10 protein-coding genes are annotated in these 12,604 nt (G+C 71.6%); 7 read left to right on the forward strand and 3 right to left on the reverse strand.

Going from position 1 to position 12,604, the window contains the following annotated elements; translation table 11 throughout:
• Positions 1-91 precede the first annotated feature (91 nt).
• Genes J7I94_RS34075 through J7I94_RS34100 form a run of 6 tightly spaced genes read left to right on the forward strand, consistent with a single transcriptional unit; the run spans position 92 to position 8,976 of the window.
• Entirely contained in the window at positions 92-946 is an 855-nt protein-coding gene (locus J7I94_RS34075; protein WP_308114824.1) for a 3-hydroxyacyl-CoA dehydrogenase family protein, read from the forward strand.
• Positions 943-1,212, forward strand: a complete 270-nt coding sequence (locus tag J7I94_RS34080; RefSeq protein WP_215173578.1) for an acyl carrier protein — start codon at positions 943-945, stop codon at positions 1,210-1,212. The genes J7I94_RS34075 and J7I94_RS34080 overlap by 4 nt, the downstream gene beginning before the upstream one ends.
• Positions 1,205-2,323, forward strand: coding sequence for an acyl-CoA dehydrogenase family protein (locus tag J7I94_RS34085; RefSeq protein WP_215173580.1), 1,119 nt, complete (start codon positions 1,205-1,207; stop codon positions 2,321-2,323). The genes J7I94_RS34080 and J7I94_RS34085 overlap by 8 nt, the downstream gene beginning before the upstream one ends.
• Entirely contained in the window at positions 2,320-3,396 is a 1,077-nt protein-coding gene (locus J7I94_RS34090; RefSeq protein ID WP_215173582.1) for an HAD family hydrolase, read from the forward strand. The genes J7I94_RS34085 and J7I94_RS34090 overlap by 4 nt, the downstream gene beginning before the upstream one ends.
• Position 3,397: 1 nt before the next feature.
• On the forward strand, positions 3,398-4,096 hold the full coding sequence (locus J7I94_RS34095) for an O-methyltransferase (protein WP_215173584.1): 699 nt from the start codon (positions 3,398-3,400) through the stop codon (positions 4,094-4,096).
• Entirely contained in the window at positions 4,093-8,976 is a 4,884-nt protein-coding gene (locus J7I94_RS34100) for a type I polyketide synthase (protein WP_215173586.1), read from the forward strand. Before J7I94_RS34095 ends, J7I94_RS34100 begins: the two co-directional genes overlap by 4 nt.
• A 60-nt stretch (positions 8,977-9,036) precedes the next feature.
• On the opposite strand, the gene J7I94_RS34105 is transcribed toward J7I94_RS34100, so the two are convergent.
• Positions 9,037-10,542 (reverse strand): MFS transporter, encoded by a 1,506-nt coding sequence (locus J7I94_RS34105; RefSeq protein WP_215173588.1) that lies wholly within the window; start codon positions 10,540-10,542, stop codon positions 9,037-9,039.
• A 187-nt stretch (positions 10,543-10,729) separates the two neighbouring features.
• Between J7I94_RS34105 and J7I94_RS34110 the strand changes: the two genes are divergently transcribed.
• Positions 10,730-11,392 carry a TetR/AcrR family transcriptional regulator gene (locus J7I94_RS34110; RefSeq protein ID WP_215173590.1) on the forward strand — a complete coding sequence of 221 codons (663 nt, stop codon included), beginning with the start codon at positions 10,730-10,732 and terminating at the stop codon, positions 11,390-11,392.
• Here the strand turns inward: J7I94_RS34110 and J7I94_RS34115 are convergent.
• Positions 11,306-12,055, reverse strand: coding sequence for an alpha/beta fold hydrolase (locus J7I94_RS34115; protein WP_308114825.1), 750 nt, complete (start codon positions 12,053-12,055; stop codon positions 11,306-11,308). The genes J7I94_RS34110 and J7I94_RS34115 overlap by 87 nt on opposite strands.
• Before the next feature lie 13 nt (positions 12,056-12,068).
• A partial coding sequence (locus tag J7I94_RS34120; RefSeq protein ID WP_215173594.1) for an acyl carrier protein occupies positions 12,069-12,604 on the reverse strand: 536 nt, incomplete at its 5' end.

Here is a 12,604-nt window from a genome sequence, read left to right on the forward strand (position 1 = left end):
TCGGCACCGATTCGCTCAAGGGCGATGTGGTAATTCCCGTCGTCTTTCCGCGCGGTCGGACGGGTACCTCGACAAACGCTGCGGAGGCTCGGTGGAAGGAATTCGACTTTCTGTGCTCGGTGCCGGTGTCATGGGCACCGGCGTGACCGCGTTGGCGCTGGGGCACGGAGTTCCGGTCCTGCTGATCGACGTCGACCAGGCCAGGCTCGACGAAGCACGGGCCAGGATCCGGCAACAGCTCCGTATGGCCCAGATGATGGGCGAACTGCCCCAGGGGCACTCACCTGGCCGGCTCACCACGAGCGTGACGCTCGACGACGTGGACGGCAGCACCGCCGTGATCGAGGCGGTCACCGAACTCGCCGACGTCAAGGCCAAGGTGCTCGCCGACGTGTCCGGCCTGGTGGCGCCCGGCACGGTGCTGGTGACCAACACCTCGTCGTTCCCCATCGACGAGATGGCCGATGCGGTGGCACGCCCGCAGGACCTGATCGGCACCCACTTCATGAATCCGGCCTACCTCATCAGGACGGTGGAGGTCATCCGGGGCCGGCGCACCAGTGACGCCGCGCTCGCCGGAGTGCGTGGCGTGCTCACCGCGCTCGGCAAGGAGCCGGTGGTCGTCAACGACGCCCCGGGCTTCGTGACGAGCCGCGTCCTGCATCCCATGATCAACGACGCCGCCCGGGTCGTGCAGGAGGGCACCGCGAGCGCCGAAGCGGTCGACGCGCTCATGCAGGGGTGCCTCGGTCACCGTACGGGGCCGCTGCGCACCGCCGACCTGATCGGCATCGACAACCTCGTCGACTCCCTGTGGGTGCTGCACGAGCGCACCGGGGACGAGGGATGCCGTCCCTGCGATCTGCTTCTCGAAAAGGCATGGGCCGGTCACCACGGCCGCAAGAGCGGTCGCGGTTTCTACGAGTACGGAGAACCTCTGTCATGACTGCCTCGTCCAACGCCGTCACGGTCGAAGAATCCATTCAGGCATTTCTGCGGGAAAGGACGAAGAGGTCGTGGGAGCCCGACGTCGACCTCTTCGCCACCGGCGGAGTCTCCTCCCTGTTCGCCATGGAACTCGTGGTGCATCTGGAGAAGACCTTCGCGATCACCATCGCCGGACCCGACCTCATGATCGACAACTTCCGTACGGTGCGCACGATGACCGCTCTGGTCAACCTGCTGCGGGAAGCGGGCGGCAACGATGCGTGACACTGCCGATCTCACGGACGAACTGTCCAGGGCCGTCACCGACCTCGTCGGCGACCGGGCCGGCGCATGGGACCGGGCCGGGCTGCTCCCCGACGATCTGCTCAGGAAGTGCAGCGCCTCCGGTGTGCTGTGCGCCGAGGTGCCGCGCGAGTACGGCGGTCACGGCCTGAGCAGCCCGGCGGGTGGCGAGCTCACCGCCCACGTGGGCAGCCTGTGCAGTTCCCTGCGCAGCGTCATGACTTCGCAGGGCATGGCGGCCTGGACCGTCCAGCGGCTGGGCACCGCGAGCCAGCGCAGTGCCCTGCTGCCTCGGCTGACCAGCGGCGAACTGGCCGCCGTCGCGTTCAGCGAACCGGACGCGGGCAGCGACCTGAACGGCATCACCACGACGGTCCGCGCCGAGGACGAGCACGTCGTCATCGACGGCCACAAGAAGTGGATCACCGTGGGCCGGTACGCGGATCTGCTCGTCGTGTTCGGCCGGTACGGGGACGGAGCCGCCGCCGTCGTCGTCCCCCGCGACACCCCCGGTGTCCGCGTCGAACCGGTGGCCGACCCGCTCGGCTGCCGGGCGGCGGGCCACGCGAACATCGAGTTCCGCGCGGCCCGGGTCCCGGCCGGCCATGTCCTGGGCGGTCCTGGCCAGTCCCTGCCGATGCTGGTGACGGCGGCTTTGACGTACGGCCGGCTCTCGGTGGCCTGGGGGTGCGTCGGCATCCTGCGCGCCTGTCTGCGGGCCGCCGCCCGGCACACCACCTCCCGGCGTCAGTTCGGCCGGAAGCTGGCCGAGCACCAACTGGTGGCGGGGCACTTGGCGGATCTGGTGGTCGCCGAGCAAGTCGCCGCGCGGGCCTGTGCCGAGGCGAGCCGGGCCCGCGACGAAGGGGCGCCCGAGATGTTCGTCAAGGCCGTGGCCGCCAAACACATCGGTGCCACGCACGCCGCACGGGCGGCGGCGACGACCGTACAGCTCCTGGCGTCCGCGGGCGCCGAGGACGGCTCGGTGGCCGCGCGCGCGTACCGGGACGCGAAGCTGATGGAGATCATCGAGGGCACCAGCGAGATATGCCAGTTGATCCTGGCCGACCACGCGGTGGCGGAGTGGGCATGACGACCTTGGTGAAGTGCCTGGTGTGGGACCTGGACAACACGTTGTGGAACGGCACGCTGCTGGAGGACGGGGAGGTCACACTGCTGCCCGGTGTCCTGGAGACCGTACGGGAATTGGACTCCCGCGGCATCCTTCAGTCGGTGTCGAGCAAGAACGATCACGACCTGGCGTGGCGGCGGCTCGAGGAGCTGGGCATCGCCGAGTACTTCGTCCTGCCGATGATCGGCTGGGGGCCCAAGTCGCAGTCCGTCAAGGGGATAGCCGAGCGGCTGAACTTCGCGCTCGGCACGATCGCGTTCATCGACGACGGGCCCGCCGAACGCGCGGAAGTCACCTTCCATCTGCCGGACGTGCGCTGCTACGACGCTTCGCAGGCGGGCGAACTGACGGCGCTGCCCGAGTTCAGTCCGGAGCGGGTGACGGTCGACTCGCGCCGGCGCCGGCAGATGTACCGGGCGGGATTCGAACGAGACGCGCGCCGGGCCGAGTTCACCGGCCCGGACGAAGAGTTCCTGCGCTCGCTCGACCTCGTCATGCGCATCGGCCGGGCGGGCGAGGAGGAGTTGTCCAGGGTCGAGGAACTGACCCTGCGCACCAGCCAGATGAACGCCACCGGCGTCCACTACTCCGATACGGCACTGCGCGCCCTGCTCGCCGACGACCACCACGAAGTGCTGGTGACCACGCTCGTCGACCGTTTCGGTCCGCACGGCGCGGTCGGCATCATCCTGCTGGAGAAGCACCCGGCCGTCTGGCGTCTGAAGCTGCTCGCCACGTCGTGCCGGGTGGTCTCCTTCGGGGCCGGCACGGTCCTGCTCAACTGGCTGGAGAGTGAGGCCGCACGCGCCGGTGTCCATCTGACCGCGGATTTCCGCAGGACCGACCGCAACCGGATGATGGAGATCGCCTACCGGTTCGCCGGATTCACCGGCGAGACCTGCGGCTGCACGCAGAATGTGCCCTTCGCGGCGGACCGTGACGGGATCCAGCGGCTGCACCTCAAACCCACAGACAAGGGTGCGCCCACCACCCTGCGGCTCATCGCACCGGACCTCGTGGCCGAAGGAGCCTGACATGGCCCAGCAGCTCGAGAGCACCCCCGCGCTCCTTGAGTACGTACGACGCAGTTCGCTGCGTGAGGACGACATCCTGCGCCGGCTGCGCGCGGAGACCTCCGGGCTCCCCGCGGCGCTGGCCCTGCAGGTCACGCCGGAGCAAGGCCAGTTCCTGGCTCTGCTCGTGGGTCTGACCGGGGCGAGCCGGGTGCTGGACGTCGGCACCTTCACCGGTTACAGCAGTCTGTCGATGGCTCGGGCGCTGCCGTCGCACGGCCGCCTGGTCACCATGGACATCAGCGAGAAGTGGCCGAGTATCGGCGCTCCCTTCTGGCGTGAGGCGCACGTGGCCGACCGTATCGACCTGCGGGTCGGCGACGCCCAGGAGACCCTGGCCGAGCTTCTGGCCGAGGAGGGGCCCGAGAGCTTCGACCTCGCGTTCGTGGACGCGGACAAGGCCCAGTACACGGCGTACTACGAGGCGGCCCTGGATCTGTTGCGCCCCGGCGGACTGATCGTGCTGGACAACACGCTCTTCTTCGGGCGGGTGATCGACCCCGCGGCACAGGACGCGGACACGGTCGCCATCCGTGAGCTGAACCAGGCCCTGCTGGACGACGACCGGGTGGATCTGTCACTGCTCCCGTTGTTCGACGGCATCACCCTCGCCCGCAAGAGGTCCGGCGCGGGCGGCCCGAAGGAGGAGGACCGGCCATGACCGCCGCCGAGGACAAACTGCGCGACTATCTGAAGCGGGCGACGGCGGATCTGCGCCGCACCCGCTGTGAGCTCGAGGCAGTGGAGGCCAGGAAGAGCGAACCCATCGCGATCGTCTCCATGTCCTGCCGCTTCCCGGGCGGTGTCAGCTCGCCGGAGGACCTCTGGCGACTGCTGGCGGACGGCACCGACGCGGTCTCCGCCTTCCCGGCCGACCGCGGCTGGGACCTGGCGGGTCTGTACGACCCGGACGCGTCGGCGTCCGGCAGGAGTTATGTGCGCGAGGGCGGGTTCCTTGAGGACGCCGACGCGTTCGATGCCGCGTTCTTCGGGGTGTCCCCGCGCGAGGCGGCCGCGATGGACCCGCAGCAGCGCCTGCTCCTGGAAGCGTCCTGGGAGGCGATCGAGCGGGCCGGCATCGACCCGTACACGCTGCGGGGCACGCGGGCCGGGGTCTATTTCGGTGTCATCGCGCAGGAGTACGGTCCCCGTCTGTACGAGGCGGCACCGGACGTCGAGGGGCACCGGGCCACGGGCAACGCGGCCAGTGTGGCCTCGGGCCGGGTCTCCTACTTCCTGGGTCTCCAGGGCCCGGCCGTGACGATCGACACGGCCTGCTCGTCGTCACTGGTGTCGCTGCATCTGGCCGCTGAGGCGCTGCGCCGCGACGAGTGCACGATGGCGCTGGCCGGCGGTGTGACGGTGATGTCCTCGCCCGGCTGCTTCGTCGAGCTGAGCCGGCAGCGGGTGCTGTCCGCCAGTGGCAGGTGCAAGTCGTTCTCCGCGGACGCCGACGGCACGAACTCCGCAGAGGGCATCGGTGTCCTGCTGGTCGAGCGGCTGTCGGTGGCGCGTGCGCTCGGGCATCCCGTCCTGGCCGTCCTGCGCGGCTCGGCCGTCAATCAGGACGGCGCCAGCAACGGGCTGAGCGCACCGAGCGGCCCGGCGCAGCAGCGGGTGATCCGGCAGGCGCTGGACAGCGCCCGGCTCACCGCGGACCAGGTCGACGCCGTCGACGCGCACGGTACGGGCACCTCGCTGGGCGATCCCATCGAGGCGCAGGCCCTGCTGGCGACGTACGGGCAGGGGCGCCCCGCGGACCGCCCGCTGTGGCTGGGGTCGCTGAAGTCGAACATCGGGCACACCCAGGCCGCGGCCGGGGTCGGCTCGGTGATCAAGATGGTCCTGTCCCTGCGGCACGGTGTGCTGCCCCGGACGCTGCATGTGACGGAGCCGACCGGGCACGTCGACTGGTCCTCGGGCGGGGTGCGGCTGCTGACCGATCCCGTGCCCTGGCCGACCGGTGACCGGGTGCGCCGGGCCGGGGTCTCCTCGTTCGGCATCAGCGGTACGAACGCGCACGTGATCGTGGAGGAGGCGCCGCCCGATCCGGCGCCGCCCGGGGAGTCCCGCGCCGCGGTGGACGGGGCCGCCGCCCGCGGGCTCCGCGTTCCGGTGGCGCTGTCCGGTACCGACGCGGCCGCGCTGCGGTCCCAGGCCGTTCGCTGGCGGGAACATCTGGCCGAGCGGCCTGACCTGGGTCCGGCCGCTCTCGCGCTCCCCTCGACGACGACCCGCGCGGCCCTGGACCACCGCGCCGTCGTCGTGGCGGGCGACCGGGACGAACTTCTGGCGGGTCTCGACGCGCTGGCCGAGGACCGTCCCCTGCCCTGCCTCGCGAGGGGCAGCGTCGCCGCCGTTGGCGCTCCCGTCTTCGTCTTCCCCGGTCAGGGGGCGCAGTGGCCGCGCATGGGCGCGGAACTCCTGGGGCAGTCCGAGACGTTCCGGACCTCGGTGCTCGAGTGCGAGAAGGCCCTGTCCGCCTTCCTCGACTGGTCCGTCCTCGATGTCCTCACCGAGGCCGAGGGCGCACCGTCGGTGGACCGGGTGGACGTGGCCCAGCCGGTGCTGTTCACGGTGATCGTGTCACTGGCCCGGCTGTGGCGCTCCCACGGTGTGGAACCGGCCGCCGTGGTGGGGCATTCGCAAGGCGAGGTCGCCGCTGCCCATGTGGCGGGCGGGCTCAGCCTGGAGGACGCCGCCCGGGTCGTGGCCGTACGTAGCAAGCTGTGGCGGCGGCTGGCCGGGCAGGGCGCGATGCTGTCGGTGATGGCGCCGGCCGAACAGGTGCGCGCCTGGATCGAGCCCTGGAGCGAGAGCATCGGCGTGGCTGCGGTGAACGGTCCCGCGACCGTCACGGTGTCCGGGGACCCCGGAGCGCTGGCCGAGCTGGGGGCGAAGCTGTCGGCGGAGGGTGCGCGCCGGTGGCAGATTCCCGGTGCTGACGTCGCCGGTCACTCGCCCCAGGTGGATCCCTTCGAGCGGGAGCTGCTCGAGGAGCTGGCGCCGATCAGCCCTCGGCCGCTGACCGTCCCCTTCTACTCGACCGTGCGCGGCGGCCTGCTGGAGACGGAGCAGGTCGATGCCGCGTACTGGTACGACAACATCCGCCGGCCGGTGGAGTTCGAGAGCACGGTGCGCTCGCTGCTGGACGCGGGGCACCGGACGTTCATCGAGGTCAGTCCGCATCCGGTGCTGACGAACTCGGTACGGGAGACCGCCGAGGACGCGGATACGGAGGTCGTCACCGTGGACACCTTGCGGCGTGCCGCGGGCGGCTGGGACCGGTTCCTGCTGTCCATGGCGCAGGCCCATGTCCACGGGGTGTCCCCCGACTGGCGCACGGTGCACGAGGGACACCAGGGCGCGGGCTGCGGGCCCGTCGAGCTGCCCACCTACGCTTTCCAGCGGCGGCGGCACTGGGTCGAGCCGCCGTCGCACCGTGCGCCGGAGGGCGACGCCTCGTTCTGGACGGCGGTGGACCGCGCCGACCTGCCGGTCCTGTCCCGGGCCCTGGGGCTCGACAAGAACGCCCTGGATACGGTGGTACCGGCGCTGCGGTCCTGGCGCGAGCGGCAGCGGGAGGGCTCGGTCGTCGACTCGTGGCGTTACCGGGTGTCCTGGCGGCCCGCCCCGGCACAGGCGGCACCGCCGCGCCTGTCCGGCGGGTGGCCGCTGGTGGTTCCGCTGGGTTACGAGGAGGACGCGCTGACGCTGATCGCCGAGCGGGCGCTGACCGCACACGGTGCGCGGCCCGTCCGGATCGTGGTGGACGCGGCCGCCGTCGAGCGGGGCGGTGTGCTGCCCGACGGCATGGACTCGGCGGCCGGTGTGCTGTCGCTGCTCGCCCTCGACAAGCGTCCCCACGGCCGGGTGCCGGGGGTGTCCGCGGGGCTCGCGGCGACCGCCGCCCTGGTGCAGGAGCTGGGCGACGCGTCGGTCACGGCGCCGTTGTGGTGCCTGACGTCCGGTGCGGTGAGCGCCGGCGGGTCCGGCCCGTCCGAGGGGCCGGCCGCGCCGGGGCAGGCTCAGGTCTGGGGTCTGGGCCGGGTCGTCGGCCTGGAACATCCGGACCGGTGGGGTGGCCTGATCGATGTCGTGGGGCCGGTCACCGAGGAGACCGGGCGACGGCTGGCCGAGGCTCTGGGCGGACGTGAGGACCAGGTGGCGGTGCGCCCCTCGGGCACGTTCGTGCGACGCCTGGTCAGGGCACCGCTGGCCGGGCGCGCGCCGGCCAGGCCGTGGCGTGCGCGCGGCATCGCGCTGATCACCGGGGGCACCGGCGCGCTGGGCGCCCATGTGGCCCGCAGGCTGGTCGCCGACGGGGCCGAGCATGTGGTGCTGACCAGTCGCCGGGGCCCTGGCACACCGTCCGCGCGGGCGCTGCGCGCCGAACTCGAGGCGCTCGGCGCGCGGGTGACGGTCGCCGCCTGCGACGTGGCCGACCGCGCGGCGGTGGCGGACCTGGTGTCCGCCCTCACCGCGGACGGCTCGGTGGTGCGCACGGTGGTGCACGCCGCGGGGGTGGGCGAGTGGAACCCTCTGGCCGAGGCCGACGTGAGCACCTGGTCCGATGTCGTCGCGGCCAAGGTGGCGGGCGCCGTCAACCTGGCCGAACTGGTCGACGGGGCCGGGCTGGACGCGTTCGTGCTGTTCTCGTCGATCTCGGCGACCTGGGGCAGCGGCAATCAGGCGGGCTACGCGGCGGCGAACAGCTTCCTCGACTCCTGGGCCGAGCGGCTGCGGGCCCAGGGCCTGCCAGCCACTTCGGTGGCGTGGGGCGCCTGGGCCGGGGAGGGCATGGCCGCCGACGACTCCTTCGAGCAGCACTTCCGGCGCCGTGGGCTTCTGGAGATGTCCCCGGAGCTGGCGCTGACCGCGCTGTGGCAGGCGGTCGAGCACCAGGAGACCTCGCTGACGGTCAGCAACATGGACTGGTCGCTGTTCGTGCCCGGCTTCACCATGGCTCGGGCGCGTCCCCTGATCGAGGACATCGACGAGGTCCGGCTGATGCTGGCGGCGGACGACGCGGCCGACGGCGAGGACACGTCTCTGCGCGCCGAGTTGGCGGGGCTGTCCTCGGCCGCCCGGGAACGCAGGCTCCTGGAGCTCGTACGGGTGCAGGCGGCGGCCACGCTGGGGCACGCGGGCCCGGAGGGGATCGCGCCGGGGCAGGCGTTCAAGGACCTCGGTTTCGACTCGCTCACCGCGGTGGAGCTGCGCAACCGGCTGCGCCGGATCAGCGGGCTGCGGCTGCCCACGACCCTGGTCTTCGACCATCCCACGTCCAGGGCGGTGGCCCGGTTCCTGCACACGGAGCTGTTCGCCGCGGACGACACCGGCGGGCCGGACGAGGAGATCCGCACGCTGCTGGCGGCCATCCCGCGGGCACGGCTGGAGCGTTCGAACCTGCTGGAGCAGTTGCGCAGGCTCGCACAGGACCGGGACCCGGCGTCGGCGGAACCGGCGCCGAGCGCGTCCGGTCTCGACTCCATGGACGCCGACGAGCTGATCGAGATGGCGTTGCGCACCGCTGAGTGAACGGACACGACGCGGCGACCAGCACGGTGCCCGGCCGGGCACCGTGCTGGTCGCGCGGTCCTACTGCTCGGCCTGGGCAGCGGGTTCGGCCGGCGCCTCCTTGGCCACGGGCTTGCGGGGGTCGGCGTTGATGAAGACCGCCACCAGCAGCGCGGTGCCCAGCATGATGCCCAGCGCCCAGGTCGCGGCGACGGAGTAGCCGTGAACGGTGGCGTCCCGCAGCGCACCGCCGCCGTGGTGGTCGGCCAGGTAGGTGGCGGTGCTGGTGGCGGCGATCGTGTTGAGCAGGGCGGTTCCGATCGAAGCGCCCACCTGCTGGGCCGTGTTGACGGTCGCGGAGGCGACGCCGCCGTCCCGCGGGTCGACTCCGCTGGTAGCCACCGCCACGGTCGGCACGAAGAGAGTGCCGATGCCGAGCCCGAGCAGCATCTCGGCCGGCAGGATCACCGCGGTGAAGGAGCTGTCAGGGGTGAGCCGGGTGAGGATGGCGAGCGAGGCGGCCGCCGCGAGCAGGCCGGGCACGATCAGCAGCCGGGGCGGCAGCTTGGGCAGCAGCCGACTGGAGATCTGGGTCGCGCCGGTGACGTTCATCGCGACCAGCGGGAGCAGTGCGACACCGGTCTTGACCGCGGAGTAGCCCATCACCGTCTGCAGTTGATAGGTGAGGAACAGGAACACACCGAACAGGCCGAGGGTGGCCAGGGCGACGGTGCCGAACGCCATGCCCCGGTTGCGGTCGGTCACGATCCGCAAGGGGAGCAGCGGGCTGCGCAGCCGAGACTGCAGGACCACGAAGACGACGAGCAGCACGGCGGCCAGGCTCAGCGAGACGGCGACCCGGTCGGCGCCCCAGCTTCGCTCACCGGCCTCGGAGAACCCGTAGACCAGGGCCGCGATACCGCCACAGCCGGTGATGGCGCCGAAGACGTCCATCTTCGCGTCCGCCCTGCCGGGCGGGTCGGGCAGCGTGGAGATCGCGCCGAACGCGGCGAGCACGGCAATCGGGATGTTGACGTACATGCACCAGCGCCAGTCGAGGTAACTGGTGATCAGGCCACCGCCGACCAGACCGAGTCCGCCGCCCGCGGTCAGTACGGCGGTGTAGATGCCGATGGCCTTGGCCCGCTCCGCCTGCTCGGGGAACATGGACACCAGCAGCGCCAGGGTCGAGGGGGCCAGCAGGGCCGCGAAAACGCCCTGCCCGGCGCGCGCGCCGATCAGCATCCAGCCGGACTGGGCCATGCCGCCGATGCCGGACACGATCGCGAATCCGACGACGCCGGCGACGAGTGTGCGCTTGCGGCCCATGCGGTCGGCGATCCGGCCGCCGAGCAGCAGCAGCCCCCCGAAGGCCAGGGTGTACGCGGTCACCACCCACTGTCGGTTGGCGTCGGACATGCCGAGGTCCTGCTGCGCGGAGGGCAGCGCGATCGTCACGATCGTCGTGTCCAGGGTGATCATCAACTGGGAGAGTGCGATGGCAGCCAGCCCCCACCAGCGCCGGGCATGCAGCCGGGCGGGGTCGACTGCCGCCGCGCCCCTCGCTGCCTTGTCGGTCTTGGTCATCGCGGAAAGACACCTTCTCGGGATAGGGGGGCGGGAACCCCGCATTCATTACCTGTCGGCAGGTAAACTTGAAGCCGTCGACAACGTAGCCCATTGCTTGCCGATCGGCAAGCAATGGGGTGTGATATGCCCTCGGCGACGCCGGACCGTAGGCTCTGAGCGCGACGAGGACGAGGGAAGGATTGCCATGGCCGGCCGACGTACCGATACGCGTGAGCGCGCACAGCGCGTCGCGCTCCAGTTCTTCGCCGAGTACGGCTATGAGGGCACGTCGCTGCGCATGATCGCGGAGAAGCTGAACATCACCAAAGCCGCCCTCTACTACCACTACAAGTCCAAGGACGAGATCCTCGCCGCCGTCCTCGGTGACTTCTCGGCCGCGGTCGCCGAGCTCATCGACTGGGGCAAGCAGCAGCCCGAGGGACCCGAAACCCGGCGCGAACTGCTGCGCCGGTACGCCGACTTGACGGCGAACGGCATCACGGCCGCCGCCCGGTTGCTGCAGGAGAACGAACCCTCGCTGCAGGAGCAGCCGCTCGCGGCCGAGGTGCGCGGGCGCATCATCACGCTCTTCGATCTGCTGACCGGTCCGGGCGTGCTGACCGGCGGTGTGAGCGACCCCGCCGCCTCCTTGCGGGTCCGCCTCGCCATCGCCGCCCTGCACATGGCGGGTGACGAGGCCGAGCGCACGGAGAGCGACGGGGACGAATTGATCAGCGCGGCGCTGGACATCGCCTGCTCCCTGATCGATCCGCCGGCGGGGTCAGCACCCGAGCACGCCTCTGACCACGTCGGCGACCTCGGCGGTGCGGTCGCCGAGGAAGAAGTGACCCCCGCTGAAGACCTGTAGGTCGAAGGCGGTGCCGGCCACGTCGGACCAGGCACGGGCCTGGTCCAGGCTCACCCTGCGGTCGTGGTCGCCGGTCAGTGCGACGACCGGGCAGCTCAGTGCGGGACCCGGCTGGTAGCGGTAGCCCTCCAGCGCCTCGTAGTCGCTGCGGATCGCCGGCATGACCATGCCCAGCAGCTCCTCGTCCTGGAAGAGCCGCGCGTCCGTGCCGTGCAGCAACTCGAGTTCGGCGAGCAGCGAGCGGTCGTCCAGTGCGGCGATGCCGGTGCCCGGAGCGCAGGTGGGGGCCCGGCGGCCGGACGCCAGCAGGGCGCGCGGCACGATGCCCCTCGCCTCCATGCGCCGGGCCACCTCGAAGGCGACGGTCGCGCCCATGCTGTGCCCGAGCAGCGTCAGCGGCCGATCGGTCCACGGCAGCAGCGCTTCCAGCGACTGCTCCACCAGTTCTGTCATGTCGTTCACGCAGGGTTCCCGGTACCGGTCCTGGCGGCCGGGGTACTGGACCGCGATCACCTCCACCTGCGGGGTGAGCGCCTCCGCGAGCGGGAAGAAGAAGGTCGCGGAGCCGCCGGCGTGCGGGAAGCAGACGAGGCGGACCGAGGCCCCCGGCACTTCTCGGAAGCGCCGGATCCAGGGCGACTGCCGCACGGTGTTCGTGGTCACGAGGTGCTCCTTGTCAGGCGGCGAGCGCATCGCACAGGAAGGTCGCGACGTCGTGGGTGGAGGGGTAGTCGTAGACCAGGGTCGGCGGCACCTGGATGCCGGTGATCGCACCCAGTTGGTTACGCAGTTCGACGGCCATCAGCGAGGAAAACCCGAGGTCGAGGAGTTCCGCCCGGGGGTCGAGGTCCTCGGCCACGGGCAGCGCGAGGACGGCGGCGGCCTCGGACCGCACGATGTCGAGCACGATGCCGTGCCGCTCCTCGTCCGGCGCGTTGGCGAGCCGTTCCCTCAGCAGGGCCGCCGGAGCTGTCGTGTCCTGCCTCGCCTCGGGTGTCCCGGTCACCTCGGGGGACGGCGGCGTGGCCGACTCGGCCGCCAGGGCGGTGACGACGTCCGCGAGCGAGGACTCGGCGGAAAGGCGCAGTGCGGCGGCCGCGCCGGTGGCATCGCCCGCGCGCGCCGCCGCCCAGAATGCCTCCGCCGTCCTGCCGACGACCGAGGTGGCGGCGACCTCGTCGAGCCAGTACGGCTGGTGTTGGAAGGCGTAGG

Source organism: Streptomyces sp. ISL-12 (assembly GCF_018614415.1).
Lineage (GTDB): Bacteria > Actinomycetota > Actinomycetes > Streptomycetales > Streptomycetaceae > Streptomyces.

What these genes read in the sequence shown, in the direction of transcription:
- J7I94_RS34080 (WP_215173578.1), top strand. Translation starts at nt 943, where the DNA reads ATGACTGCCTCGTCCAACGCCGTCACGGTCGAAGAATCCATTCAGGCA.
- J7I94_RS34085 (WP_215173580.1), top strand. Translation starts at nt 1,205, where the DNA reads ATGCGTGACACTGCCGATCTCACGGACGAACTGTCCAGGGCCGTCACC.
- J7I94_RS34090 (WP_215173582.1), top strand. Translation starts at nt 2,320, where the DNA reads ATGACGACCTTGGTGAAGTGCCTGGTGTGGGACCTGGACAACACGTTG.
- J7I94_RS34095 (WP_215173584.1), top strand. Translation starts at nt 3,398, where the DNA reads ATGGCCCAGCAGCTCGAGAGCACCCCCGCGCTCCTTGAGTACGTACGA.
- J7I94_RS34100 (WP_215173586.1), top strand. Translation starts at nt 4,093, where the DNA reads ATGACCGCCGCCGAGGACAAACTGCGCGACTATCTGAAGCGGGCGACG.
- J7I94_RS34105 (WP_215173588.1), bottom strand. Translation starts at nt 10,542, where the DNA reads ATGACCAAGACCGACAAGGCAGCGAGGGGCGCGGCGGCAGTCGACCCC.
- J7I94_RS34110 (WP_215173590.1), top strand. Translation starts at nt 10,730, where the DNA reads ATGGCCGGCCGACGTACCGATACGCGTGAGCGCGCACAGCGCGTCGCG.